The sequence below is a fragment of the Corallococcus sp. NCSPR001 genome (genome assembly GCF_017309135.1).
Taxonomy (GTDB): Bacteria; Myxococcota; Myxococcia; order Myxococcales; family Myxococcaceae; genus Corallococcus.
In genome coordinates this window covers 4,474,380-4,500,445 of the sequence record NZ_JAFIMS010000002.1, presented here as the reverse complement: position 1 = coordinate 4,500,445, position 26,066 = coordinate 4,474,380, and the positions used below count along the sequence as shown (strand labels likewise).

The window sequence follows — 26,066 nt, the reverse complement described above, 5'->3', positions numbered from 1 at the left end:
TCCATCCTGAATTCAGGGTTGCTAGGACCCAGGCTGATACAGGGGATGAGAGCGGGCGTGTTTTCTCAGGACGGGGCGCTCCACCTTGCTCATGGCGTTCCGGGGCAATGTTTCAAGTGCAACAAATCGGGCGGGCACCTTGAAGCGCGCGAGCGACTGGCTGCACCAGGCGTCCAGGTCTTCGGGGAGGGCGTGGCCGGAGCGGAGGACGACGAAGGCCACGGGGAGTTCGCCCCAGTGGGCGTCCGGCACGCCGACGACGGCGGACTCGAGGATGGCCGGGTGGTTGGCGAGGACGGCTTCGATTTCGGCCGGGTAGAGGTTCTCCCCTCCCCGCACGATGAGGTCCGTGCGGCGCGACAGGAGCGTGAGGCGCCCCTTCGCGTCCAGGACGCCCACGTCGCGCGTGCGCAGCCAGCCGTCATGGAGGGCGTCACGCGTGGCCTCGCGCTGACGCCAGTAGCGGGCCATGAGCGTGGGGCCACGGACCTCCACGTCCCCTTCCTGGCCTTCACCGAGCGGCGCACCGTCCGTCCCGACGATGCGGACCTCCAGTCCAGGCAGGGGTGGACCCGCGGTGCGGCCATCGGCTTCACCGGGGCGTTCGGTGGTGACCTGGGAGCAGGCCTCGGTGAGGCCGTAGGTCTGCAGGGCCAGGAGTCCCGCGGCCCGTGCCCTCGTGAGTAGGGCCGTGGGGACGGGGCCTCCGCCGATGAGCGCGCATTGGAACGTCGCGGGCAGCCGGCGGTCCTGCCGCGCGTCCAGCACCCGCTCCAGCGTGGTGGCGACGAAGCTGGCGTGGGACGCGCCCTCCGTGTCGATGGCGCGGTTGACGGCGTCCGCGTCGAAGCGCTCGTGCAGGAGGAGGCAGCCGCCTTCGTAGGCGGTGCGCGTGAGCATGGCCAGGCCACCGACATGGAAGAGCGGCAGCGTGCCCAGCCAGCGCGGCGCGGGGTGCGCGCCCAGGTTCGCGGCGGAGGCGCGGCATGAGGCGCGGAAGGCCCCTTCCGTGAGGACGGCGCCCTTGGGCCTTCCCGTCGTCCCGCTGGTGAAGAGGATGACCCGGGCCGTGTCCGCGTCCCAGGCGCGCTCGGGCACGGGGGCGGCTGTCACGCCGTCGGGGAAGGACTCCAAGGCCTCTGCGTCCGGGAGCCGGTCGTGCAGGGCCCCGAGTGCCAACATGAGCCGGGGCTCGACGTCCTCCAGCAGGGGCTTCAGCTCCGTGGGCGTGAGCCGGGCGTTGAGCGGCGCGAAGAGCGCGCCCAGACGACCGAGTGCCCAGAAGAGGAAGGTCACCGCCGGGTGGCTCGTGGACAGCAGCGCCACGCGGTCACCCTGCCCGATTCCTCGCGCGTCCAGGGCTTGCGTCCAGCGCGTCACCTCTTCGTCCAGCGCGCGGAAGGTCCAGGTCCGTCCCGCGAAGCGCAGCGCCTCCGCGTGGGGATGCAGCCGCGCGCCTTCGCGGATGGGGCAGTCGTAGATCATGGCCTCGCACCTCCGAGGAGTGGGAGCCGCTCAGTGTTCCCGGTTGAAGTCCGGGTTCAGTCCGAGCCCGGGCAGGTCGCGCAGCCGCACGAGTCCCCCCCGGGGTTGATACGGATGATCTCGCGGCTCGTCAGCGAAGAGCCGTCCCACGGCGAGGCCGGAGGCCAGCTCTCCCGACGGCAGCGCGGAGGCCAGATGCGCGGCGCCCGCGCGGGCCACCACGCCGTCGATGGAGCTGGTGACGTACGCGTGCATGCCCATTCGGGCCGCTCGCAGCGCCACCACCATGGAGGGCAGCAGCCCTCCGAGCACCATCGGCTTGATCACCACCGCGCCCACCGCGGGCCCGCCGCCCAGGTCCATCGTGAGGAGCGTGCGCACCGCGGCGGGCGTGGCGAGCGTCTCGTCCGCGGCGATGATGCACGGGGCGCGGCGCTGCACCCGCCACAGCGCCTGCAGGTCCTCCGGCGGCGTGGGCTGCTCCACCAATTCCAGGTCGTACCAGCCCAGCCGATCCAGGGCGCGGTTGGCTTCGGGCTCCGTCCAGCCGCCGTTCGCGTCCAGCCGCAGGCGCACGCGCGGCCCCACCGCGTCGCGCACGGCCCGGACCCGGGCTTCGTCCTCGTCCAGCGAGCGGCCCGCGACCTTCACCTTCAGCGTCTGATACCCCTCCTCCACCGCCGCACGCGCTTCCCGGGCCAGGGCTTCCGGGTCCTCCGCGCTCAGCAGCGCGTTCACCAGGACCTCCTGCCGCGCCTCCTCCGCGAGCAGCCAGCACAGGGGCACGCCCTTGCGCTGGGCCACCAGATCCAACAGCGCCAGCTCCAGGCCATGCTGCGCGGCGGGGACAGGCTCCTCCGGGTCGATGCCGCGGATCCGCGCGCCGCGCTGGCGCAGCTCCTCGCTGGCGGACGGGACGAGCGTGGCTTCGACGCCCTCGATGCTGTCCTCCAGCGTCTGCCCCTTGAGGGCGCTCAGCCACCCGCGCAGCACCGTGTGCGTCAGGGCCAGGGACTCCGTGCCGAACTCGGGCAGCGGCATGGCTTCACCCTGCCCTACGTGGCCCTCCTCGTCCCGCAGCCGCACGAGGAACCCGTCGCGCGTGGAGTAGGACCCCCTCGCCGTCTTCAGGGGGTTGGCCAGCGTGAGGTGCAGCGGAGTGAGGGTCGCCTCGATGATGCGCATGACGCCCCTTCAGCGCAGGTACAGCCCGGCCGCGAACAGCAGCCCGAACACCATCTGCAGCTTCGCCGTCCCGCCCAGCGCGGGGTTGAGCGCCGCGCCCTCGGCCTTCAGCATCAGCTTCAGCGGCGGCGCCACCAGCGGCAGGCTCAAGAGCGGCAGGAAGACCCAGGCGCTCGCGTAGCCCCTGGCGAACAGCACGAACGGCGTGACATAGGAGGCCACCAGCAGCAGCACGTACTCCGCGCGGCCGAAGCCCTGGCCGAAGCGCACCGCCATCGTTCGCTTGCCGGCCTTCACGTCCGTGCTCGCGTCGCGCTGGTTGTTCACCACGATGAGGCACGTGCCGATGGCGCCCACCGGCACCGACGCCCACCAGGCCGCCGGGCTCACGACGCCGGCCTGCACGTAGTACGTGCCCGTCACCGCGACGATGCCGAAGAAGATGAGCACGAACAGGTCGCCCAGGCCCAGGTAGGCCAGCGGGAACGGGCCCCCCGTGTACGCATAGCCGCACAAGAGCGAGGCCACGCCGATGGCCACGATGGGCCAGCCGCCCACCGCCACCAGGTACAGCCCCACCAGCGTCGCCAGCGCGAAGCACCCGAGGCCGCCCAGGAGCACCGTGCCCGGCGCGATGAGCCCGCTCTGCGTCACGCGCTTGGGCCCCAGGCGCTCCTCGGTGTCCGCGCCCTTCTTGTAGTCATAGAAGTCGTTGATGAAGTTGGTGCCGATCTGGATCAGCACCGCGCCCACGAGCGCCGCGAGCGCGGGCAACAGGCGCCCCACCCCGTTGCCGTACGCGAGCGCCGTGCCCACCAGCACCGGCACCGCGCCCGCCGTCAGCGTCTTCGGACGCACGGCCATCAGCCACGTCTTCAGCGTGGGCCGGGGAGGAGCCGCATCAGGAGGAGTGCTCACCAGGGTCGTCACGAGTGGGTCGCCTCTCGCGCCAGGATGGCGTGTTCGAACTGCGGCGCTTCGTACCAGGGCGTCTGGAGGAACGAGAGCACTTCGCGCACGTACGCCTCCGGCGCCTCCAGGTGCGGGGCGTGGGTGACCCCGGCGAAGGCGTGGCGCCACACCACCGGCAGCTCCGCCGCCATGCGCCTGGCCAGGGCCGTGAACTTGAGGTCCTGCTCACCGGTGAGCAGCAGCGTGGGCAGCCGCTGTCGGTGCAGCGCGGGCCAGTAGTCGGGCTGCACGCCCAGTCCCAGGGTCTCCAGCGCTCCGGCCAGTCCCTGCGCCGTGCACGCCTTGCGGCGCTCACGCAGCGCGGCCTGCTCCGGCTCCGGCAGGCGGCGCAGTCCGTCGAAGAGGGGCAGCGCCTCCCAGCGCTCCACGAAGGCGTCCACGCCCTTCGCGCGGATGAAGTCCACGAGCTTCGCGTCGGCTTCGCGCCGCTCGGAGCGCTCCTGGCGGCGGTGCAGCCCGGGCGAGCCGCTCTCCATGATCAGCCGGCCGAAGCACTCCGGCGCGCGCACCGCGGCGCCCAGCGCCACCCGCGCGCCCTGCGAATAGCCGAGCAGATCCACGTGGCCGCCCAGCTCGCGGGCCAGGCGGACCACCGCGTCCACCGTCTCCAGGAAGCCGTCGCGCCCTGTCTTCTCCGGCAGCGGCGTGCGGCCGTGGCCGGGCAGGTCCACCGCCACCACGCGCACGGAGCGGCCGAGCAGCGGACGCAGGTGCTCGAACGAAGCGCCGCTGCCGGTGAAGCCGTGCAGCGCCAGGAGCGTATGGGGGCCTTCACCCCAGATGTCATAAGCGAGCGTCACGCCCATGGTCCTTCTCCCAGTGCGGCGGCCATCCGCGTGAAGAGGTGCCGGTGCGCATCCACGTTGGTGGCCCGGTCCACTACGACCTCCACCAGATGGAGGCCTCCCTCCAGCCCGGTGCGCACCGCCGCGCGCAGGGCCGTGGGCGTCGTGGGCCGCTCGAAGCGAGCCCCCGCGAGCGCCGCCGCGTGCGACAGGTCCACGCCGTGCGGCGTGCCGAAGAGGGCCTCGAACTCGTCCGGCTTCGCCACCTGCGCCAGCGGCAGGAAGGAGAAGATGCCGCCGCCGTCGTTGTTCACCACCACGACCGTCAGGGGCACGCGCGCCCGCGCCGCCGAGACGAGCCCACCCACGTCGTGCAGGAGCGCCAGATCACCGGAGAGGAGCACCGCGGGCCGCCCCGCCGCCGCGGCCATGCCCGCCGCGCTGGACACGATGCCGTCGATGCCGTTGGCCCCTCGATTCGCCAGCACGCGCAGCGGGACACCGCCCCCGTGCGCGAACGCGTCCACCGCGCGGATGGGCATGCTGCTGGAGACAAAGAAGAGCGCGTTCGCCGGCAGCGCCGCCACCACCTCGCGCGCCAGCCGGGGCTCGGTCAGTCCATCGGACTGTTCAGCGAGCGCCGTCTCCAGCGCGTTGCGCGCCACCCGCTCCGCGTTGACGAAGTCCTGCGCCCAGCGGCCGGGGCCTCGCGACAGCGCTTGCGTCAGCGCACGGCACGCGAGCACCGCGTTGCCTTCCACCACGCGCGTGGCCCGGTGCGCCGGGTCGTACAGCGCGCCCTCATCGCTGAAGACGGTGATGTCCGCGCCGGAGGCGTCCAGCCACTGCTGCGGCGACTTGGGCGTCAGGCCTCCGCCGAAGCGCAGCACCACCTCCGGCGTGTGGCTCCGCGCGAACGGCTCGTGGCGCAGGAGCGCGTCGTAGAGCGACACGGTCAGCGGGCCGCCTCCGTAGCGCGCCTGCGACGTGGCCTCCGCGAGCACCGGGTAGCCCGTGGCCAGGCTCAGCGCGGTGATGGCCTCCGCGAAGCCGTCGTCCTCGTCGCGGGGACCGCACACGATGACGCCGCGCTCGGTGGTGGCGATGCGCGCGCGCACCTCATCCAACGCCGCCGCGTCCGGGGCCCGCGACGACTGCGAGATGCGGGTGAGGGGCGCGTCCGTCCGCCCTTCCCTCGCGAGCGCCGTCAGCTTCTCCGCGCCGAAGTCCTGCGCGATGGGCGCCAGCGGCTCGCGGAACGGCACGTTGAGCTGCACGGCGCCCCGGGGCGCGCGGCACGCGGTGCTCACCGCGCGGGCGGCCGTGGCGCGCAGGTGCGCGATGGCGGCGCTGCTCGCCTCGGGCATGCCCACGTCCGCGAACATCCTCGCGAAGTCGCCGTAGAAGCGCGCCTGGGGCACCGTCTGCGGCGCGCCCCAGCCCTGCAGCTCCAGCGGCCGGTCCGCCGTGAGGATGATCAACGGCACCTGGGCCATGGCCGCCTCGACGACGGCCGGGAAGAAGTGCGCGCCCGCGGAGCCGCTCGTCGCGACCAGCACCACCGGCTGACGCGACTGCTTCGCCATGCCCAGCGCGAAGAAGCCCGCGCTCCGCTCGTCGATGACGGACCAGACTCGCAGGCCCGGCGTGTGCGCGCAGGCGAGCGCCAGCGCGGACGAGCGCGAACCCGGACACACCACCGCGTGCCGCACGCCGCCACGCACCAGTTCTTCCAGCAGCGCACGCGACCACAGCACGTTGAGGTTGGCGTCCAGGGACATCACCGGCCCCCCAGCGCGCGCAACATCGCCAGACTCTTCATCTCCGTCTCCCGCCACTCGGACTCCGCGCTGGAGCCCGCGACGATGCCCGCGCCCACGAAGAGCCGGGCCTTCGCCCCGCGCACCAGCGCCGAGCGCAACGCCACCACCAGGTGCGCACGCCCGGGGCCCACCCAGCCCACCGGCCCCGCGTACCAGCCCCTGTCCAGCGACTCGTGCTCCACCAGGAACGACAGCGCGCGCTCGCGCGGCGTGCCGCCCACCGCCGGCGTGGGGTGCAGCGCCGTGACGACCTTCGCGGTGTCCACGCCGTCCGCCAGCTCCGCGCGGATGCCCGTGCGCAGGTGCACCACGTTCTTCAGCGCGAGCACGGACGGCTGCGCGTCCGCGGACACGCTCGCCGCCACCGGCGTCAGCGCCTGGAGGATGTAGCGCACCACCGCGTCATGCTCGCGCCGGTCCTTGTCGCTCGCGTCCAGCGCCTCCGCGCCGCCCGGCGCCGCGGACCCCGCGAGCGCTTCGGTCTCCAGCCTGCGCCCGTCCACCCGGCACAGCGTCTCCGGCGTCGCGCCCAGGAAGCCCGTGCCGTCCGGCGCGCGGAAGAGGAACGTCGCGCATCGCGGGTTCTGCTCGCGAAGCCGCGCCAGCACGTCCACCACGTCGAAGGGCTCCGGCCCCTCCGCCTCCAGCGCCCGCGCCAGCACCACCTTGTTCAACTGGCCGGCGCCAATGGCCTCCACCGCGCGGTCCACCAGCGCCTCGAAGTCCGGCCGGGACGAAGCCGTGCGCAGCGCGACCGGCGCGCCCACCGGATGGCGGTAGGACGAAGGGAAGGACGCTCGCACGCGCTCCAGCCGCGAGCGCACCACGTCCTCCGCGCCCTGCCCCTCCGGAGCGAAGACCGCGACCGCCAGCGCGCTGCCCTCGCGCCACACCAGCACCTCCGGCAGCGTCCAGCGCGCCAGCCCATGCGAACGCCACGCGCCATCCACCGGCTGCGTGGGGCTGAAGCGCATGCCGCCGAACCAGGGGCCCGGCATCTGGGGGGACACCGCGTCCAGCCACCGCACGCTGTCGTGACCGAGCGCGCCCAGCACCGCGGGCAACTCACCGGGCGCATGCGCTTCGAGCACGCCCGCCTCGCCCCACCCCGCCACCGCCTCGCGCGCCACCGGCCGCTCCCAGTACACGGAAGGAACGCCGAGGCTGCCCGCTCCGGCCAGCGGATCCACGCCGGGCAGCGGCATCATCCCGGCGACCCATCGCGGATCCTCAGCGGGACTGAGCGGCGTCATCAGCCATTCTCCTGCACCTCGGGGGAGGCGAGTGACATCACCTTCGATTGTCTTCTAAGCGATCTCGGCTATACATGCACCAAGGAGTTCAAAACCGCTTGAACTCCATGGAATCTGAATTCAAGTAACTCCAGCGAGGGAGCCGCCGTGGGAGGCCAGCAACCAGACGACCCAGCCGGGCGGCGTGACCCGGGTGCACACCGCGTCCTTCGCGCAGCGCGTCCAGCCGGCACCCGCGTGCAGGTGGGGGCCGTGGAGGTGGGCGGGCCCGGCTTCGTGGTGATGGCGGGGCCGTGCGCGGTGGAGGGCGCCGAGCAGTTGGAACTGGCGGCCCGCGCGGTGGCGCAGGCGGGCGCGCACATGCTGCGTGGAGGCGTGTTCAAGCCGCGCACCAGTCCGTATGCGTTCCAGGGCATGGGGGAGCCGGGGCTGAAGCTGTTGGTGGACGCCGGGCGGCGCCACGGCCTACCCATCATCAGCGAGGTGATGGAGACCGAGCAGCTGCCCCTGATGGCGCAGCACTCGGACATCCTCCAGGTGGGCGCGCGGAACATGCAGAACTTCGGGCTCCTGCGCGCGCTGGGGAAGCTGCGCAAGCCGGTGCTGCTCAAGCGCGGGCTGTCCGCCACGGTGCAGGAGTGGCTCAACGCCGCCGAGTACATCCTGGCGGGCGGCAACGAGCAGGTGATGCTCTGCGAGCGCGGCATCCGCACCTTCGAGACCGCGATGCGCAACACGCTGGACCTGGCCGCGGTGGCGTGGGCGAAGGAGCGCACGCACCTGCCGGTCATCGTGGATCCCTCGCATGCGACGGGCATTCCTTCCCTTATCGCGCCCATGTCGCTGGCGGCGGCGGCCTGCGGTGCGGATGGATTGTTGATTGAAGTCCACCCCCGGCCGGAGCAGGCGCTGTGCGACGGTCAGCAGGCGATGTCGCCCGGGGATTTCGCTACGTTGATGCAACGGCTGCCGGGCGTGCTCGCCGCGGTGGACCGTCACCTTTGGACGCCGGCGGGGCCGGCACAGATCGCGGGGGCGCGATGAGCACCGAAGTCCGTCAGATGTTCTCCTCCATCGCCACGCGCTACGACGTGACGAACGAAGTCCTCTCGCTCGGCATCCACCGCCTGTGGCGGCGCGCGGCGGTGAAGCTCAGCGGCGCGAAGGAAGGCAGCCACGTGCTGGACTGCGCGACCGGCACGGGCGACCTGGCGCTGGCGTTCAAGCGCAAGGTGGGCTCCACGGGCCGCGTGGTGGGCACGGACTTCTGCCCGGAGATGCTGGAGAGCGCGCCGGCCAAGGCGGCCAAGGCGGGGCTGGAGGTGGAGTTCCAGGTGCAGGACGCCATGGCGCTCACCCTGCCGGACAACACGTTCGACGTGGCGTCCATCTCCTTCGGCATCCGCAACGTGGATGATCCGGTGAAGTGCCTCCAGGAGATGGCGCGCGTGGTGCGCCCCGGAGGCCGCGTGGTGGTGCTGGAGTTCGGCCAGCCCACGGGCCCGTACGGCGCGCTGTTCCGCTTCTACAGCAAGACGGTGATGCCGGCGATTGGCGGCCTGCTCACGGGCAACCGCGCGGCGTACCAGTACCTGCCCCGCACCGCCGCGGCCTTCCCCGCCGGCGACCGCTTCCTCTCCCTGATGGACCAGGCCGGCGCCTACTCCGAGCGCGCCGCCCACCCCCTGCTGTTTGGAACCGCCTACGTCTATGTCGGCACCGTCCGTTGAGGCCCGACGCCTCCTCGTCCAGCAACTCGTCGCGTCGGTAGACCCCAGACTCCAGCAGGCGCTCCAGGGGGCCCTTTCGTCCCCGGGGCCCTGCCCCCGCCCCATGGGCGCGCAGACCGTCGTCATCGCGGGCCACCGCGCGGCCGGCAAGACGCGCCTGTTGCCGCTCGTCTCGAAGCTGCTCGGGCGCACCGGGCTGGACCTGGACGCGGAGCTGGAGCGCCGGCATGGGCGCCCGCTCCGCACCTGGGTGGCTGAATCCCCCACCACCTTCCGCGCCGCCGAGCGCGAGACGCTGGGCCTCCTGCCCCAGGGCAGCGTGGTGGCGGTGGGCGGCGGCTTCCTGTCGCATCACCCGGAAGCGCTCGCGGGGCACTTCACGCTCGTCGTCCCCGTCACCTTCGACACGTATCGCGAGCGGCTGATGGCGGACACCACGCGCCCCCGGCTGCGCACGGATGTGTCGCTGGAGGAGGAGCTCCACTCGCTGTTCCATGAACGCGAGGCGCTGCACGCCCGCGTCCCCACCATCTCCCTGGCGGACTTCCTCCGGGGCTGCCTTGCCCAGGAGCCTGACTGATGGCCACCCGGCGCATCATCACCCTGCCCCCCACGCTCACCGGCGCGGACGCCGTCACCTTCGCGCGCGACGGCCTCCAGCGGGGCGCGGACGTCATCGAGGTGCGGACCGACCTGCATGCTCCCGGTGATATCGATCCGGACGCGCTCGCCCGCGTGATGCCGCTGCTCGTCTCCGAGCGGGGCAAGCCGCTGCCCGCGCCGTGGATCCAGGCCGCGTGGCGCGTGGACCGCGACGTGGAGCGCGCGCAGGACATGGACGCGCCGCCAGGGAAGCTGCTCGCGTCACACCACGCGGAAGGTCCGCTGACGACGACGGAGGCGCTCCAGCGCTGGTCCCGCCCCATTCCGCCGGATGCGCTGGTGAAGCACGTGGAGCCCATGGACGGGCCCGCGCACCTGGAGGTGCTGCTCCAGACGCAGGCCGCATTGTCCCAGCGCTTTGGCGCCGAGCGCGTCACCGTGCTGGGCATGGGGCCGGTCGCCATCCCGGCGCGCGCGGTGCTCTCGCGCAGGAACGGCCTGGAGTACGTGGCCATGGGTGGCCCGTGGACGGCGGCCCCGGGACAGCGCCTTCTGGACGACGTGGTGCGCGAGCACCGCAAGGCGAAGGATCCGCACGCGCCGCGCCTGGGCATCCTGGGCACGGCCATTCCGCACTCGCGCTCGCCGCGCATCCACCGACAGCCGTTCGACCGCATCGACCTGGCCGAGGACGCGCCGGTGGAGGCGGTGGTGGACGCGCTCTTGCCGCACTACGCGGGCTTCGCCGTGACGAGCCCGTTCAAGATGCGGCTCGCGAAGCACACGGGCTCGTCGCTGGACGCCATCAACACGCTGGTGCGCCGGGGCTCGCGGTGGGAGTCCTTCAACACCGACACGGAAGGCGCGCGCGCGGTGCTGGAGCGCCTGGGCGCGAAGGACGTGTCGGTGCTGGGCGACGGCGGCTCCACGCAGGCCCTGCGGCTGGTGGCCGCTGAACATGGATTCGCCCTGCGGGTCGTGAAGCGCGCGGAGATACAAGCCCCGCTGTCCGGGGATTGGGTCTGGACATGGCCGGACCGCGTGGCCCCCCCCGAAAACCTGCGATTCCAGGGGGCACGCGTGGCGGTGATCGCATACGGTGCGCCCGGCCGGCGCGTCGCCGCGGAGATCGTTCGCCGCGGGGGCACCCCTCTCCTGCTAGGTGCGGCGTGGTTCGTCGCCCAGGCCCGGCGGCAGCGACAACTCTGGGAAACGGCGACATGAATACCTTTGGCACCCTCTTCCGGTTGACGACGTTCGGCGAAAGCCATGGCCCCGCGCTGGGCTCCGTCATCGACGGCTGCCCCGCGGGCGTTCCGCTCACGCGCGAGGTGATCCAGGCGGCCCTGGATCGCCGGCGTCCCGGGCAGTCCGCCCTGGTGACCCCGCGCAACGAGCCCGACACCGTGGAAATCCTCTCCGGCGTCTTCCAGGACAAGACGCTGGGCACGCCCATCGCGGCCATCGTGCGCAACGCGAACCAGCGCTCGCAGGACTACAACCAGCTGGCCAGCGTGGACCGGCCGGGTCACGCGGACGCCGTGTGGCGCGAGCGCTACAAGCACCGCGACCACCGGGGCGGCGGCCGCACCAGCGGACGTGAGACGCTCTGCCGCGTCATCGGCGGCGCCATCGCGGAGGCGTACCTCGCGCGCGACCTGCCCTCCATCAGCACCGTGGCCTACGTCTCCCAGGTGGGCGAGCTGGTCGCGCCCGTTCCGGCGCCGGGCCTCACCCGCGCCATGGTGGACGCGCACCCCACCCGCTGCCCGGATGAAGCCGTCCGTGAAGAGATGGCCCGGCAGATCCTCGCCGCGAAGGAGGCTGGCGACAGCCTGGGCGGATCCATCGACGTGCGCGTGGAGGGCCTGCCCGTCGGCCTGGGCGAGCCCATCTTCGGCAAGCTGAAGGCGCTCATCGCGCAGGCGCTGGGCAGCATCGGCGCCGTCACCGGTGTCATGTGGGGTCCGCCGGATCTGCTCCAGCGCATCGGCCAGCCCGGCACGAAGTTCCACTCCGTGAAGGACGCGTACGGCGGCATCCAGGGTGGGCTCGCCAACGGTGAGCCCATGCAGGTGCGCGCCTTCTTCAAGCCGCCCGCGACGCTGGCGGATCACGCCAAGGGCGGCCGTCACGACCCGTGCATCATGCCCCGCGCCGTCCCGGTGCTGGAGGCCATGGTGTCGCTCGTCATCGCCGACCTCGTCCAGCAACTCAACGCCCGCCCCCACTCCGCATGAGCCCGCTTCCTCCCGGTTCCTACCGCCCCCCCAACGACCGCTGGGGTTCCTTCACGAAGCTCGTCGCCAGGCTGCCCGAGGGCAGCGTCGCCGTGGTGGACCGCACCGTCGCGAAGTTCCACCCCACGCTCCTCCCCGCCATCGAGGCCCGCAAGCCCCGCGCCATCATCCAGCTGGTCGGCGGTGAGCGTGCCAAGAGCCTCATCTCGCTCCACAAGGTGCTCACGGGCGGCATCAACCTGCCGCGCTCCGGCACGCTCGTCGCCGTGGGCGGAGGCACCGTGGGCGACGTGGCCACCGTGGCCGCGCACCTGCTCAAGCGTGGCGTGCGGCTGTTGCAGGTGCCCACCACGCTGCTCGCGGCGGTGGACAGCAGCCTGGGCGGCAAGGGCGCGGTGGACCTCGTCGTGCGCGGCCGCGTGGTGAAGAACCCCGCGGGCGTCTTCCACTACGCGGACGAGACGTGGCTGTGCCCGGAGCTGTACGCCACGCTGTCCGACGCGCAGGTGCGCGAGGGCTCCATCGAGGCGTGGAAGATGGTCGCGTCGCTGGATGCGTCCCTCTTCAAGCGCTACGTGCGCACGCCTCCGAAGCTGGAGAAGCTGGTGAAGGACGCGCGCGGCCTGAAGGAGGACGTCTGCGCGAAGGACCCGTACGAGCATCAGGGCCTGCGCCGCGTGCTCAACTTCGGCCACACCTTCGGACACGTGCTGGAGAGCCTGTCGCGCTTCAAGCTGTCTCACGGCGACGCGGTGGGCCTGGGCATCCTCTGGGCCCTGGACGTGGGCCGGCACCTGGGCATCACGCCGGAGCCCGTGGCGCATGACGTGGAGCGCGCGCTGGCCCGGGGCCCGGGGGTGCTCGGACGCGACCGCGCCGCGGAGATCGCCCAGCGCGCGCCGCTGAAGGACGTGGTCGCGCTGCTGGACGCCGACAAGAAGGCCGGCGCCAACGGCGAGCTGCGCATGGTGCTGCTCACCGCCGTGGGCACCGCCGAGGTCGTGGATGTGATGCCGAAGACGTGGCGGGCCCTGTGGCCCGCCTGGACCCGTGGAGCCCGCCCGTGAGCCACGCCTCTCCGAACCGCCTCACCGTCGACCCGAGCGCCTTGAGCGCCTCACCGCTCACCCCGCCCGTGTCGAAGTCGGACGCCCAGCGAGCCCTGGTGTTGGGACACCTCACGGGCGCCTGGCCGCTGCCGTCGGTGCAGGCGGAATCGGACGAGGACCTCCCCGCCGACGTGCGCGTGCTGCGCCGGGGCGTGGAGGCCCTGCGCCTTCCCGCGGGCCCCGTGCGCGACGTGGACTGCGCGGACGGAGGTGCTCCGTTCCGCATCCTCGTCACGCAGGCCGCGGTGACGCCCGGCGCGCGCGTGCGCTTCACCGGCACCCCCCGCCTGGGCGAGCGCCCGCACGGCCCGCTCTTCACGTCGCTGAAACAGGCCCTGGGCCCCGCGGGCCTCACGCTCACCGAGGGCACCCCGTGGCCGGTGGAGCTGCACGCGCCCCAGGACACGACGAAGGTGCCGCCGGTGTTCCGCGTGCCGGGCGCGCAGAGCAGCCAGTACGCCTCCAGCCTGCTGTTGGGCTGCGCCGAGCGCTTCCTCCGGGAGAAGCGCTCGTGGAGCGTGGAGATCGAAGGCACGCTCACCAGCGCCGGCTACATGGACCTCACGGTGGCGTGGCTGCGCCGCTTCGGCTTCACCGTGGAACAGTCCGAAGGTCACTACTCCGTCACGGGGTATCAGGCGCCCGAATCCGTCCCATCACTGCCGGGCGACTGGTCGTCGCTGGGCTACCTGGTGCTCATCGCCTGGCGCACGGGCGGCACGGCGGAGCGCGCGGAGCCCCAGAGCGCCCACCCGGACCAGGCGATCCTCCGGCTGGCCGCTGAAGTGGGCCTGAAGATGCTCCCGTCGGGCGCGCCCAACACCTGGCGCTTCGAGGGTGAGGCCACGGGCGAGCTGCGCGCGACGGGCAAGGAGTGCCCGGACCTGCTGCCCACGCTGGCGGCGCTCGCGTGCGTGCTGCCCCGGCCCACCACGCTCAGCGACGTGGGCATCCTGCGGGTCAAGGAGAGCGACCGGCTGGAGGGCATCCGCACGTTGGTGTCCGCCTACGGCGGCACCACGGAGCTGTCGGCCGGAGCCGACAGTGAGACGCTCCGCATCGTCCCTCCGAAGGTGAAGCCCGCGCGCTTCGCCATGGACAGCCGGGGTGACCACCGCCTGGCGATGTCAGCGGCCACCCTGTGTGTGCTGTCCGGGGTGCCTCTGGATCTGACGGGGCCGGAGTGCGTGGAGAAGAGCTTCCCGGGCTTCTGGCGGCAGCTCGCGCGGGCCGGCGTCCGCTATTCCTGAGCGGGCGCGCGGACCGGAAACTTCGCCTCTAAGACTTATCGTTCTTTTTTGTTGAAAGCGTCCTCCGCCCTGTGAAATCTCCGCCCATGCCCAAGGACACGCTGACCGTCACCGACAATCGGACCGGGAAGACGTACGAGATCCCGATCGAGAACGGCTGTATCCGCACCCCCGACCTGCGCCAGATCAAGACCGGCAGCGATGACTTCGGTCTGATGGGTTACGACCCCGCGTTCCTGAACACGGCGAACTGTAAGAGCGCCATCACGTTCATCGACGGCGACAAGGGCATCCTGGAGTACCGCGGCTACCCCATCGAGCAGCTCGCGGAGAAGTCCTCCTTCCTGGAGGTGGCCTACCTGCTGCTGAAGGGCCAGCTGCCCACGCAGAAGGAGCTGGAGAACTTCACGTTCAACGTGACCCACCACACGCTGGTGCACGAGAACATCAAGTCCTTCATCGACGGGTTCCGCTACGACGCGCACCCCATGGCGATGCTGGGCTCCACGGTGGCGGCGCTGTCCGCGTTCTACCCGGACGCGAAGAACATCAAGGACGCGCGCAGCCGTGAGATCCAGATCACGCGCCTCATCGCGAAGATGCCCACCCTGGCCGCGTTCTCGTACCGCCACGCCATGGGCCTGCCGTTCGTCTACCCGGACAACGACCTGTCCTACGTCGCCAACTTCCTGGCGATGATCAAGCGCATCGGCACGAGCGCCTTCAAGGTGCACCCCACGCTGGAGAAGGCGCTGGACGTGCTCTTCATCCTGCACGCGGACCACGAGCAGAACTGCTCCACCACGTCCGTGCGCACGGTGGGCTCGTCGCAGGTGGACCCCTACTCCGCGGTCGCCGCGGGCGTGGGCGCGCTCTACGGCCCGCTGCACGGCGGCGCCAACGAGGCGGTGCTCCGCATGCTCCGCGAGATTGGCAGCAAGGCCAACATCCCGGAGTTCATCAAGCAGGTGAAGGGCGGCGAGGGCGAGAAGAAGCTCATGGGCTTCGGCCACCGCGTCTACAAGTCCTACGACCCGCGCGCGAAGGTCATCAAGCGCGTGGCGGATGAAGTGTTCGACGTGACGGGCAAGAACCCGCTGCTGGAGATCGCCCTCGAACTGGAGCGCATCGCGCTCGAGGACGAGTACTTCGTGAAGCGCAAGCTGTACCCCAACGTCGACTTCTACTCGGGCCTCATCTACGAGGCGATGGGCTTCCAGGCGGAGATGTTCCCCGTCCTGTTCGCCATCCCCCGCACGGTGGGCTGGTGCGCGCAGTGGGAGGAGATGGTGACGGACAACGAGCAGAAGATCGCCCGTCCCCGCCAGGTCTTCACCGGCGCCGCGCGCCGCGACTACGTGGCGCAGGACAAGCGCAAGTAGCCACCGGCTGCACAGGCCGCTGAAGCACGAAGGGGCGTAGGACTCGAAGCTCGGGTCCCTACGCCCCTTTCGCTTTGCCTAGCCGTGGGCGGCGACGGCCCCCGGCTCGCGGTAGAGCGCTTCGATGACGTCCGCGTACTTCTGCTCCACCACCTTGCGGCGCATCTTCATGCTGGGCGTGAGCTCCCCGCCGTCGATGGAGAACTCCCCCGTCAGCACGCGGAAGCGCTTGATGGTCTCGAAGCGCGACAGCTTCGGGTTCACCTCCCGCTCGAAGGACTCCTGCAGGTGCTGCTGGAGCCGCGCGTCGTTCACCAGCGTGGCCACGTCCTCCGGCCAGCCCTTCTCCCGCGCCAGCTTCCGCACCCGGTCCGGCTCCAGCGTCACCAGCGCCACCAGGTAGTTGCGCCTATCGCCCACCACCAGCGCGTGCCCCACCGGGGACACGGCCTTGAGCAGCTCTTCGATGTTGGCGGGGGACGTCTTCTTGCCGCCGGAGGTGACGATGATCTCCTTCTTGCGCCCGGTGATGCGCAGGAAGCCCTCGGAGTCCAGCTGCCCCACGTCACCCGAGTGCAGCCACCCGTCCGCCAGCAGCTCCTGCGTGGCCTCCGGGTTGCGGTGGTAGCCCAGGCACACGTTGCCGCCCTTCACGAGGATCTCCCCGTCCTCCGCGATGCGCACCTCCACGCCCAGCATGGGGCGGCCCACCGTGCCCAGCCGGGCACACTCGGGGGTGCTCACCGTGGCGGGGCCGGACACCTCCGTCATGCCCCAGACCTCCAGGAGGACGACGTCGATGGAGGCGAAGAAGTCCAGCACGTCCCGTCCAATGGGCGCCGCGGAGGTGGAGAACAGCTTCGCCTTCTCCAGGCCGATGCGCGTCTTCAACGGCTGGAACACCAGCCGCTGGGCCAGCGCGAACTTGGCCTCCATGAACGACGGCACGCGCTCCTGGCTGAGGACGCGCGTGTTGCGCTCCAGCGCCGTGGCGCGGGCCCACTCCACCAGCCGGCGCTTCATGGGCGGCTGCGCGGCCAGGCCCTCCTCCGCCTTCGTCTTGAACTTCTCCCAGACGCGCGGCACGGCGAAGAAGAGGGTGGGACGCACCTCCGTGAGGTTCTTTCCCAGGGCGTCCAGCGAGTCCGCGAAGTACACCTGCATGCCCAGCAGCAGCGGGCTGTGCAGGGAGACGATCTGCTCCGCGACGTGGGACAGCGGCAGGTACGACACCAGCCGCTCGTCCTCCATGTCCCGGAAGCCCAGGGTGTCGCCCAACTGCTTGGACGTCCAGGCGAGGTTGCGGTGGCTCAGGGCCACGCCCTTGGGCTGGCCGGTCGTCCCAGACGTGTAGATGAGCGTGGCCAGCGCGTCCGGGTGGAGCGCGTGGACGCCGTCCCAGTAGGGGGCTTCATCCGCGTTCGCGCCGGAGGTCAGCACGTCCGCGTAGCGCAGCACGCCCTCGGGCAGCGGGGTGGGCGCGTCCACCACGATGAGGTGCTTGAGCGCGGGCAGCCGCTTCTGGACCTCCAGGCCGGTGGCCAGGTGCTTCGCGTTCTCCACCAGCAGGAAGCGGGCCTCACAGTGGCCCAGGATGTAGACGAGCTGATCCACGCTGCTGGTGGTGTAGAGCCCCACCGGCACGCCGCCCAGGGCCATGGCCCCCAGGTCCGCGACGTGCCACGCCTCGCGGTTGAAGCTCAGGATGCCCAGCGGGTCGCCGTCCTGGAACCCCAGCGCGTGCAGCCCCAGGGCGAAGCGCTTGACGCGCTGGGCATAGTCGAACCACGAGGTGGGGACATAGGCGCCTCCATGGCGGGACCAGAGCGCCGGGCGGTGTTCCAGCCGCGCGGCCTGGTCATGGAGCGCATGCAGCATCGTCTTGGGCAGGTCCATCTGGCGAAACGTAGTGGAAGCTCCCCGCTCGTTCCATGTCCCCCCGTCTCAGGCGTTGACAGCATGTTCACCGGCTTTGTATGCCGCGCCCGACCATGAGCATCGACTTCACCTGTCAGAAGTGCGAGGCCAGCTTCGAGTTGGAAGCCCAGGACCTCATCGAGGGGACGGAGAAGATTGTCTGCCCCCACTGCGACGCGAAGGCGCCCGCGAACCTCTCCGAGGACTTCGTCGCCGCGCTCACGGAGATGCGCGCGCAGATCGCCACCCTGAGCAAGAAGTTCGCGGTGACGATGACGCTCGAAGCCGAGGAGCTCGAGGACGAACTCGACGACGAGGACGAAGACGAGGAGGAGTCCGACGAGGACGAGGACCTCGACGAGGACGACGACGACGAGGAGTCCGAGGACGACGAGGACTACGACGACGAGGAGTCCGAGGACGACCGCTAGTCGCCTCGCGCCCCTTGTTCCCGGCTGCCCGCCTGCCCTCCTACCGGGTGGGCCAGGGCCCGGGGGCCGCTCGCGACGGCGCGGGGGCGGCGCCCTCCCGGTGAAGGGGGAGGTGCGTAGCTTAGGGATGTGAAAACGTCCAACCGCGCCAACTTCTTCGTCGCTCCGTTCACGGCCGTGGTGCTGGCGCTGGGGGGAGCGTTGTTCCTTCCCGCGTTCGGGATCCCCGGCGCCATCGCCGCCTCCGACAAGGCGGAAGGGAACAAAGAGAAGCCCTGCGTCACCGAGAAGGGCAGCGACCCCAAGGCCTGCTCGGAGCTGGTGGAGCTGGAAGTGAAGGACGTGGTGCCCTTGATGGAGGCGCAGACGCACGCCGTCGTGCTGACCACCAAGGACGGGGAGACGGTGCTGCCCCTCTTCGTGGACGAGGGCGCGGCGGTCTCCATCGCCTTCCGCCTCGCGGAGCGTCCGCCCCCGCAGCCCCTGTCCCAGGACCTGCTGGACGACGTGGTGTCCAAGCTGGGCGGGAAGGTGACCGAGGTCCGCATCGATGACCTGCGCGACAACGTCTACTCCGGCCGCGTCTTCCTCCAGCAGGGCAAGAAGGAGCTGGCGCTGGACGCGCGGCCTTCGGACTCCATCGCCATGGCCATGCACAGCCAGGCCCGCATCCGCGTGACGCGCAAGGTGCTGAGCATGGCGGGCATCAGCCGCGCGGAGATTGAGGCCCTCCAGAAGCAGCAGGACCTGGGCGTGGGCGGCAGTGGCGGCCTGGGCGAGGAGGACATGGGGCCCCTGCCCCCGCCGCCGCCCATGGGCCCCAGCGCCGGCCACCCGAAGCCGCCCTCGGAGGACATCGGCATGGACCACTCCGTGCAGCCGCTGATGGAGCCCATGGGCAAGGGCCAGGAGATCGACCTCTAGCCGTCCGCGGACAGGCCCATGCTGAAACGATGAAAGCCCGGCCCCCCCTCCCAGGGTAGCCGGGCTTTCTTCGTCTCAAGCGTCTGAGAGCCACGAATGGCGTGCGCCAGCTCGCGGTAACTTTCCGCCCAGCGCGTGAGGCGAAGAGTTAGTCCTTCGGGCGCAAGCCTGTCAAGACGCCCACCCCGTGGCGCTAGGATGGGTCGCCTTATGCGCAAGGCGAAGATCATCTGCACGCTGGGTCCGGCGTCGGACTCCAGGGAAGTCATCGAGGGGCTGGTGAAGGCGGGCATGAACGTGGCCCGGCTCAACTTCTCCCACGGCACGCACGACGAGCACCGCCAGCGCGTCCAGCGCATCCGCGCGGTGTCGAAGAAGCTGGGCGTGCCGGTGGCCATCCTCCAGGACGTGCAGGGCCCCAAGGTGCGCCTGGGGCGCTTCGAGGGCGGTCAGTTGATGGTGACGGCCGGCGACACGGTGACGGTGACGACGCGCGCGGTGATGGGCCAGGGGAAGCTCATCCCCACCCCGGTGCGCACGCTGCCCCGGGACGTGGCGAAGGGCCACGAGGTGCTCCTGGACGACGGCCGGGTGCGACTGCGCGTGCTGAAGGTGAGCGGCCAGGACGTGTCCTGCCGCGTGGAGGTGGGCGGGCTGCTCAAGGACCACAAGGGGCTCAACCTGCCCGGCACGGCCATGTCGGTGCCCACGCTGACGGAGAAGGACAAGGTGGACCTCGCCTTCGGCCAGGAGGTGGGCGTGGACTACGTGGCGCTGTCCTTCGTGCGCACCGCCCAGGACGTGCGCCAGGCGCGGGCGCTGGTGGCCAAGGGCAAGACGCCCATCATCTCCAAGATCGAGAAGCCCCAGGCGGTGGAGAACCTGGACGCCATCGCCAGGGAGTCGGACGGGGTGATGGTGGCCCGCGGAGACCTGGGCGTGGAGATGCCGCTGGAGCAGCTGCCGGCCATCCAGAAGCGCGCCGTGCGCGAGGTCAACCGCCTGGGCGGCATCGTCATCGTCGCCACGGAGATGCTGGAGAGCATGGTGCTCAACGCCCGGCCCACGCGCGCGGAGGTGTCGGACGTGGCCAACGCCATCCTCGACGGCGCGGACGCGGTGATGCTCTCCGGCGAGACGGCCGCGGGCCGCTACCCCGTGGACGCGGTGGCCACCATGGCGCGCATCGTGGAGGAGACGGAGCGCACCGGCCTCATCACCCTGCCCCACTCCCCCTTCGAGCGCTCCGAGGACCTGGGCACCGGCGTCGCCGCGGCGGCGGTGGCCGCGTCCCGGCAGCTCAACATCCGGACCATCATCGCGTACACGGAGAGCGGCCACTCCGCGCGGCTCATCTCCGAGTTCCGCCCCGGCGGACGCATCCTCGGCCTGACGCCCAACGCGGACACGGTGAACCGGATGGCGCTCTACTGGGGCGTGACGGGCCACCTGGTGAAGCGCGTCAGCACCACGGAGGCCATGCTCAAGCAGGTGCGCCGGCTCTGTCAGGAGCTGCGCTTCTGCGAACCGGGCGAGCCCTTCATCCTGGTGGCCGGCGTGCCGCTCAACGTGCCGGGCAACACCAACATGATGAGCATCCACCGCATCTGAAGACAGCCCGCGGTGGAGGCTCGGGGCAGAAGGCCTACAGGACCTTCTGCTCGAAGTCGTAGAGCTTCTCCACGGACAGCTGGCGGTAGCGCTCCACGTTGAGGGCCCGGCGGGCGCACTCCCACACCAGGTCCTTGGCGGGGCGCTCCGGCTCCTTCTTCTTGCGGCGCTTCACCTCGGCCTTGATGGCCTTGAGCGCCATGGCCGGGTGGTAGCAGAAGGCGGAGGAGAACAGCAGGTGGCCGCCGAAGGGCACCAGCCGCGCCTCCAGCACGTCCCCCGTCTCCAGGCCCGCGATGTGGCGGCGCTCCGTCACGTCGAAGTCCTTGCCGGAGAAGAGCTCGCGCAGGCGCACCATGCCCTTGCCCAGCTTGCGCACCTCGAAGAGGCCGTGGACCGTCTCCGTGAAGCTGCGGAAGGCGTTGGCCTCCTCCGGCGCCGCGGACTTCTGGCGCTCCTCGTACAGCTCCGCGGCCGGCGTCTTGCCGGTGAGCGGCGAGACGCGGTCGTAGAGGTAGTAGTCCAGGAACGACGCCATCCGCAGCTCGAAGAGCTTGTCGTCCTCGAAGACTTCACCGGTGAGGCGGAAGTACTCCGCCTTGGCCTCCAGGAGGTCTGGCTTGCGGGCCTCCTGACTGCCGAAGGCGATGAGCTGGTCCAGGTACGGCTGGTACGACAACGGGGTCAGCGCGGTGTCCATGGCCGTTGCGAGCTTTCTTCCTACGAACCCGCCATCAGCGTCGCGAAGCGGCTGAACAGGTAGCGCGCGTCGTGAGGGCCGGGCGAAGCCTCGGGGTGGTACTGCACGCTGAAGGCCCGCGCGTCCGGAACGGCCAGGCCCTCCACCGTGCCGTCATTCAGGTTGATGTGCGTGACGACGGCCTTGCCCTTGAGGCTGGCGTCGTCCACCGCGAAGCCGTGGTTCTGCGCGGTGATCTCCACCTTGCCCGTGGTGAGGTCCTTCACGGGCTGGTTGCCGCCACGGTGGCCGAACTTCATCTTGTACGTCCGGCCGCCCAGCGCGAGCGCCATGATCTGATGCCCCAGGCAGATGCCGAACACCGGCACCTTGCCCAGGAGCGCCGCCACCGTGCGGTCCGCGCCCTTCACCGCGGCCGGGTCGCCCGGGCCGTTGGCCAGGAAGACGCCGTGCGGCTTCTTCGCCAGCACCTGCTCCGCCGTGAAGTGGGACGGCACCACCGTCACGCGGCAGCCCACGTCCACCAGGTACTGGAGCATGGAGCGCTTGAGGCCGTAGTCGTACGCGATGACGTCGTACTTCAGCTCCGGCTCCGGGCGCTTGTCACCCGGGGCCAGGAACACGTCCGGGGACGGCGTGGTGAAGACGTAGGGCTCCTTGCAGGACACGCCCGTGGCCAGGTCCAGGCCCTCCATGCCGGTGGCGGCTCGCGCGCGCTCGGACAGGGCCGCGGCGGACACGTTCTCCGTGGAGATGATGCCCGTCTGCGCGCCGTGCGTGCGCAGGTGGCGCACCAGCCGGCGGGTGTCCACGCCTTCGATGCCCACGCGGCCATGGCGCGCGAGGTACGCGTCCAGCGTCTCCTGCGAGCGCCAGTTGGACGGCGTCTTCGTCAGCGAGCGCACCACCATGCCCACCGCGTGCGGCAGGCCCGCCTCCTCGTCCGCCGCGTTCGCCCCGATGTTGCCCATCTCCGGGTACGCCATGGTGACGATCTGCCCCACGTACGAGGGATCCGTGAGGATCTCCTGGTAGCCGTACATGGACGTGTTGAAAACCACCTCACCCACCGTCTCGCCGGATGCGCCAAAGGCGCGTCCCTCGAAGGTGGTGCCATCCGCCAGTGCGAGCACCGCCCGCTTCGTCATCACCGCGACTCCTTGAGCTGACCGTCCTCGAACACACACCGGCCACCCACCCACGTCTGCGTCACGCGGCCCTTCAGCGTGCGCCCGTGGAAGGGCGTGTTGCGACTGCGGGAATAGAACCGGTGGGCATCCACCGTCCACTCCTCCAAAGGGGACACCAGCGTGATGTCCGCCGGGGCACCAGGCGCCAGGTGACCGCCCGGCAGGCCGAATACCCTCGCCGGCCCGTCCGACAGGAGCTCCACCGCCCGGCGCGGGGTGAGCACGCCTTCGTGCACCAGCGCCAGCGTGAGCCCCAGGGACGTCTCCAGCCCGACGATGCCGTTGATGCCCTTCTCGAACTCCACCAGCTTGTCGGACACGCCGTGCGGCGCGTGGTCCGTGGCGATGGCGTCCACCGTGCCATCCACCAGGGCCTCGCGCAGCGCCTTCACGTCCACGTCGCTCCGGAGCGGCGGCGCCATCTTCGCGTGGGTGTCGTAGTCCCCCACCGCCCGGTCATCCAGGGTGAAGTGGTGCGGCGCCACCTCGCAGGTGACGCGCAGGCCGCGCTTCTTGGCCTCGCGGATGAGCCGCACGCTGCCCTCGCAGGACACGTGCGCCACGTGCAGGCGGCCCTTCGTCTCCTCCAGGAGCACCAGGTCGCGCGCCACCATGGCCACCTCCGCGGAGGACGGGATGCCGCGCAGGCCCAGCCGCGTGGACGTGGCGCCTTCATGCATGGCGCCACCGGCGGACAGGGTGAGGTCCTCCTCGTGCACCATCACCGGCACGTCGAACTGCGTGGCGTACTGGAGCACCCGGCGCATCAGGCCCGCGTTCATCACCGGGCGGCCGTCGTCGGTGAGGGCCACGCAGCCGGCGCCAATCAGCTCGCCCGCCTCCGACAGCTCCTCGCCCTTGAGCCCCTTGGTGATGGCGCCGGCCGGGTACACGTGGCACAGGCCCGCGTCCCGGGCGCGCGACAGCACCAGCTCCGTGACCATCGCGCTGTCGTTCACCACCTTGGTGTTGGGCATGGCGACGACGCCGGTGAAGCCGCCCGCCACCGCCGCGCGGCAGCCGGTGAGGACCGTCTCCTTGCCCTCTTCGCCCGGCTCGCGCAGGTGCACGTGCAGGTCGATGAAGCCCGGCACCAGCCACTGGTTCGTGGCGTCCACCACCCGCCCGTCCTTGGGCACGGGCAGCGGGGCCTCCGACACCTGGGCCACCCGTCCGTCCGTCACGAGCACGTCCCGAACGCCGTCCACGCCATTACGCGGGTCGATGACGCGCGCCCGCTGGAAGAGCACCGTGGGGGTCATGATGCGCACGCCTCCAGGATGGCCCGGCGCACCGCGACGCCGTTGGCCACCTGCTCCAGAATGACGCTGCGAGGCCCGTCCGCCACCACCGGCGACAGCTCCACGCCGCGGTTGATGGGGCCCGGGTGCAGCACGAGGGCGTCCGGCTTCATCCGCTCCGCGCGGGCGGGCGTGACACCGAACAGCCGCGAGTACTCCCGCTGGGACGGCAGGAAGGCTTCCGACATGCGCTCCGTCTGCAGCCTCAGGCACATCACCGCGTCCGCCTGGGGCAGCACGGCGTCCAACTGGTGCGTCACCTCCCCGCCCATCTCCTCCAGCCCTGGCGGCAGGAGGGTGGGCGGTCCGCAGAGCACGACACGCGCCCCCAGCGCCTTCAGGCACAGGAGATTGGAGCGCGCCACGCGGCTGTGCAGCACGTCTCCGACAATCAGCACCGTGCGCCCGTCCAGGCGGCCCCAGCGCTGGCGCAGGGTGAAGGCGTCCAGCAGGGCCTGGGACGGGTGCTCATGCGCGCCGTCGCCCGCGTTGACCACCGCGCACTTCACGTGGCGAGCCACGAGCCCCGGCGCGCCCGAGGAGCGGTGGCGGATGACGATGACCGCCGGCCCCATGGCTTCGATGTTGCGCGCGGTGTCCAGGAGCGTCTCCCCCTTGGACACGGACGAGCCCGCGTAGCTCCAGTTGAGGACGTCCGCGCCCAGCTTCCGCGCGGCCACCTCGAAGGAGGAGCGCGTCCGGGTGGAGTCCTCGAAGAAGAGGTTCGCCACGACGCGGCCCCGCAGCACGTGCGAGGCATCCGGTCCGCCGGGCAGGTGTGCCTGGGCGCGGTCGAGCAGTGCTTCCAGCTCGTCCCGCCGCCAGCCTGCGATTCCGAGAAGATGTCTCATGGGCCGGGGCCGCCGCGTACCGCGCGCCGCACGTTGCGTCAAGCACGGCGCGTGGTGGCCGCCCGCCCAGCGTCCGTCAGCGCACCGGTTCGAAGAAGCGGTCGACCCGCAGGCCCGTGCCGCCGAACAGGTTGCCCAGCAGCCCGCCCCAACCGAGCGACAGCCAGACGACCATGGCCTTGCCCTTGATGTGGCCGTACGGCACGTAGGCGACCTCGGCGCCGCCCGGGCCGCCCAGGTTGTAGCGGCTGTCCGCGCTGTTGTCCCGGTTGTCGCCCATCACGAAGACGCTGTTGGCGGGCACCGTGTAGGGGCCCTCGTGCTCGCGGCCCGGCAGGCGCATGGGGTGCTGGAGCGACGAGTGCACCACGCCGCCCAGGTCCTCGCGGTAGAGCACCTCTTCCTGGTCGAACCAGCGGCCCGTCAGGTCGTCCTGGTTGTGCACCACGTAGTCCGGCGTCACCAGCGTGCGCGGCTGCGCTTCGCCGTTGATCCGCACCACCCCGTCGACGAGCTCCACCGTGTCGCCGGGGATGCCAATGACGCGCTTGATGAAGTCCTTGGACTCGTCCACCGGGTTGTTGAAGACGATGACGTCCCCGCGCTTCGGCTCCCGCACGATGCGGAACGGGACATAGTTCGTGTACGGGATGCGCACCCCGTAGATGAACTTGTTGACGAAGACCTGATCGCCAATCTGCAGCGTGGGCAGCATGGATCCGGACGGGATGCGGTACGGCTCGATGAGCACCGTGCGGATGATGACCGCGATGAGCAGCGCCTTGCCGAAGCCGCCCAGGAAGTCCCACACGGACTGCTTGCGGTACGCGCCCAGGTGCTCCTGGGTGAGCTTCTCCAGCGCCTGCGTCTCCGTGCGCAGTGCTTCCGGGTTGCCCGCCACGGACGCGTTCTCCACGCGCAGGGCCTGCTCGGTGATGCGCTCCGCCACGGCCGGGGACACCTTCGTGCCCAGGCGCGCGAGGATGCGCTCGTCCTCGGAGATGAGCTCGTGCGCCTCATGGCGCAGCGTGCGCAGCAGCGACTCCTTCTTGGAGGCGTTGCGCCACACCAGCAGCCCGAAGAAGGCCACGACCATCAGCAGGCCGAAGCCCTTCATCAGGGGCTGGGCCCAGGACGCGGTCCCGGGCGCCATCTCAATGAGCGTGACGTACGGGATGAACGCCAGGCCCACACCACACAGCGGGGCCCAGAGGCTGGTGAGCAGCTCGCGCCACATCAACTGACGGCGGGCCTTGAGCTGCTCCGGGGTGCGGCGCGCGGCCATGGCCGCTCCCAGCTTCATGGAAGGACTGGCCGTGCTCAT

23 protein-coding genes are annotated in these 26,066 nt (G+C 71.1%); 11 read left to right on the top strand and 12 right to left on the bottom strand.

The annotated features are described in order from the left end of the window. Positions 1-21: 21 nt before the first annotated feature. Genes menE through JYJ93_RS20345 form a run of 6 tightly spaced genes read right to left on the bottom strand, consistent with a single transcriptional unit; the run spans position 22 to position 7,503 of the window. On the bottom strand, positions 22-1,485 hold the full coding sequence (gene menE / locus JYJ93_RS20370) for an o-succinylbenzoate--CoA ligase (RefSeq protein ID WP_206793735.1): 1,464 nt from the start codon (positions 1,483-1,485) through the stop codon (positions 22-24). A gap of 30 nt (positions 1,486-1,515) precedes the next feature. After that, the gene (gene menC, locus JYJ93_RS20365; RefSeq protein WP_206793733.1) at positions 1,516-2,670 is read right to left on the bottom strand and encodes an o-succinylbenzoate synthase; all 1,155 of its coding nucleotides are present in this window, start codon (positions 2,668-2,670) and stop codon (positions 1,516-1,518) included. Between the two features lie 9 nt (positions 2,671-2,679). Next, entirely contained in the window at positions 2,680-3,600 is a 921-nt protein-coding gene (locus JYJ93_RS20360) for a 1,4-dihydroxy-2-naphthoate polyprenyltransferase (RefSeq protein WP_206793732.1), read from the bottom strand. After that, complete coding sequence (gene menH / locus JYJ93_RS20355; protein WP_206793730.1) at positions 3,597-4,448, bottom strand: 2-succinyl-6-hydroxy-2,4-cyclohexadiene-1-carboxylate synthase; 852 nt, start codon at positions 4,446-4,448, stop codon at positions 3,597-3,599. The genes JYJ93_RS20360 and menH overlap by 4 nt, the downstream gene beginning before the upstream one ends. Further along, positions 4,439-6,208, bottom strand: a complete 1,770-nt coding sequence (gene menD / locus JYJ93_RS20350; protein ID WP_206793729.1) for a 2-succinyl-5-enolpyruvyl-6-hydroxy-3-cyclohexene-1-carboxylic-acid synthase — start codon at positions 6,206-6,208, stop codon at positions 4,439-4,441. The genes menH and menD overlap by 10 nt, the downstream gene beginning before the upstream one ends. Then, entirely contained in the window at positions 6,208-7,503 is a 1,296-nt protein-coding gene (locus JYJ93_RS20345) for an isochorismate synthase (protein ID WP_206793727.1), read from the bottom strand. The genes menD and JYJ93_RS20345 overlap by 1 nt, the downstream gene beginning before the upstream one ends. A gap of 147 nt (positions 7,504-7,650) precedes the next feature. On the opposite strand from JYJ93_RS20345, the gene aroF reads away from it, so the two are divergent. The 8 genes from aroF to JYJ93_RS20305 all read left to right on the top strand — a co-directional run bounded on the left by aroF (position 7,651) and on the right by JYJ93_RS20305 (position 15,817). Then, positions 7,651-8,547 carry a 3-deoxy-7-phosphoheptulonate synthase gene (gene aroF / locus JYJ93_RS20340; protein ID WP_206793725.1) on the top strand — a complete coding sequence of 299 codons (897 nt, stop codon included), beginning with the start codon at positions 7,651-7,653 and terminating at the stop codon, positions 8,545-8,547. Further along, the gene (gene ubiE, locus JYJ93_RS20335; RefSeq protein ID WP_206793723.1) at positions 8,544-9,233 is read left to right on the top strand and encodes a bifunctional demethylmenaquinone methyltransferase/2-methoxy-6-polyprenyl-1,4-benzoquinol methylase UbiE; all 690 of its coding nucleotides are present in this window, start codon (positions 8,544-8,546) and stop codon (positions 9,231-9,233) included. The genes aroF and ubiE overlap by 4 nt, the downstream gene beginning before the upstream one ends. Positions 9,234-9,336: 103 nt before the next feature. Further along, positions 9,337-9,813 carry a shikimate kinase gene (locus JYJ93_RS20330; RefSeq protein ID WP_242543874.1) on the top strand — a complete coding sequence of 159 codons (477 nt, stop codon included), beginning with the start codon at positions 9,337-9,339 and terminating at the stop codon, positions 9,811-9,813. After that, positions 9,810-11,060 (top strand): shikimate dehydrogenase, encoded by a 1,251-nt coding sequence (locus JYJ93_RS20325; protein WP_206800393.1) that lies wholly within the window; start codon positions 9,810-9,812, stop codon positions 11,058-11,060. The genes JYJ93_RS20330 and JYJ93_RS20325 overlap by 4 nt, the downstream gene beginning before the upstream one ends. Beyond that, positions 11,057-12,076 carry a chorismate synthase gene (gene aroC, locus JYJ93_RS20320; protein WP_206793720.1) on the top strand — a complete coding sequence of 340 codons (1,020 nt, stop codon included), beginning with the start codon at positions 11,057-11,059 and terminating at the stop codon, positions 12,074-12,076. The genes JYJ93_RS20325 and aroC overlap by 4 nt, the downstream gene beginning before the upstream one ends. Beyond that, complete coding sequence (locus JYJ93_RS20315; RefSeq protein ID WP_206793718.1) at positions 12,073-13,143, top strand: 3-dehydroquinate synthase family protein; 1,071 nt, start codon at positions 12,073-12,075, stop codon at positions 13,141-13,143. Before aroC ends, JYJ93_RS20315 begins: the two co-directional genes overlap by 4 nt. Beyond that, positions 13,140-14,435, top strand: a complete 1,296-nt coding sequence (locus JYJ93_RS20310; protein ID WP_206793716.1) for a 3-phosphoshikimate 1-carboxyvinyltransferase — start codon at positions 13,140-13,142, stop codon at positions 14,433-14,435. Before JYJ93_RS20315 ends, JYJ93_RS20310 begins: the two co-directional genes overlap by 4 nt. Before the next feature lie 86 nt (positions 14,436-14,521). Next, positions 14,522-15,817 carry a citrate synthase gene (locus tag JYJ93_RS20305; protein ID WP_206793714.1) on the top strand — a complete coding sequence of 432 codons (1,296 nt, stop codon included), beginning with the start codon at positions 14,522-14,524 and terminating at the stop codon, positions 15,815-15,817. A 78-nt stretch (positions 15,818-15,895) separates the two neighbouring features. Here JYJ93_RS20305 and JYJ93_RS20300 read toward each other — a convergent pair whose 3' ends face one another. Next, the gene (locus JYJ93_RS20300; RefSeq protein ID WP_206793713.1) at positions 15,896-17,713 is read right to left on the bottom strand and encodes an AMP-dependent synthetase/ligase; all 1,818 of its coding nucleotides are present in this window, start codon (positions 17,711-17,713) and stop codon (positions 15,896-15,898) included. A 95-nt stretch (positions 17,714-17,808) separates the two neighbouring features. Between JYJ93_RS20300 and JYJ93_RS20295 the strand changes: the two genes are divergently transcribed. The 3 genes from JYJ93_RS20295 to pyk all read left to right on the top strand — a co-directional run bounded on the left by JYJ93_RS20295 (position 17,809) and on the right by pyk (position 20,700). Next, the gene (locus JYJ93_RS20295; protein WP_242543873.1) at positions 17,809-18,165 is read left to right on the top strand and encodes a hypothetical protein; all 357 of its coding nucleotides are present in this window, start codon (positions 17,809-17,811) and stop codon (positions 18,163-18,165) included. Between the two features lie 129 nt (positions 18,166-18,294). After that, the gene (locus JYJ93_RS20290; RefSeq protein ID WP_269012449.1) at positions 18,295-19,089 is read left to right on the top strand and encodes a bifunctional nuclease family protein; all 795 of its coding nucleotides are present in this window, start codon (positions 18,295-18,297) and stop codon (positions 19,087-19,089) included. A gap of 210 nt (positions 19,090-19,299) precedes the next feature. Continuing rightward, positions 19,300-20,700 (top strand): pyruvate kinase, encoded by a 1,401-nt coding sequence (gene pyk, locus JYJ93_RS20285; RefSeq protein ID WP_206793709.1) that lies wholly within the window; start codon positions 19,300-19,302, stop codon positions 20,698-20,700. Between the two features lie 34 nt (positions 20,701-20,734). Here pyk and JYJ93_RS20280 read toward each other — a convergent pair whose 3' ends face one another. The 5 genes from JYJ93_RS20280 to lepB all read right to left on the bottom strand — a co-directional run bounded on the left by JYJ93_RS20280 (position 20,735) and on the right by lepB (position 26,066). Next, the gene (locus JYJ93_RS20280) at positions 20,735-21,400 is read right to left on the bottom strand and encodes a hypothetical protein (RefSeq protein WP_206793707.1); all 666 of its coding nucleotides are present in this window, start codon (positions 21,398-21,400) and stop codon (positions 20,735-20,737) included. 20 nt (positions 21,401-21,420) lie between these two features. Next, entirely contained in the window at positions 21,421-22,548 is a 1,128-nt protein-coding gene (gene carA, locus JYJ93_RS20275) for a glutamine-hydrolyzing carbamoyl-phosphate synthase small subunit (protein WP_206793705.1), read from the bottom strand. Beyond that, on the bottom strand, positions 22,548-23,852 hold the full coding sequence (locus JYJ93_RS20270; protein WP_206800391.1) for a dihydroorotase: 1,305 nt from the start codon (positions 23,850-23,852) through the stop codon (positions 22,548-22,550). The genes carA and JYJ93_RS20270 overlap by 1 nt, the downstream gene beginning before the upstream one ends. Further along, positions 23,849-24,742 (bottom strand): aspartate carbamoyltransferase catalytic subunit, encoded by an 894-nt coding sequence (locus JYJ93_RS20265; RefSeq protein WP_206793703.1) that lies wholly within the window; start codon positions 24,740-24,742, stop codon positions 23,849-23,851. Before JYJ93_RS20265 ends, JYJ93_RS20270 begins: the two co-directional genes overlap by 4 nt. Before the next feature lie 76 nt (positions 24,743-24,818). Next, entirely contained in the window at positions 24,819-26,066 is a 1,248-nt protein-coding gene (lepB, locus tag JYJ93_RS20260) for a signal peptidase I (protein ID WP_242543872.1), read from the bottom strand.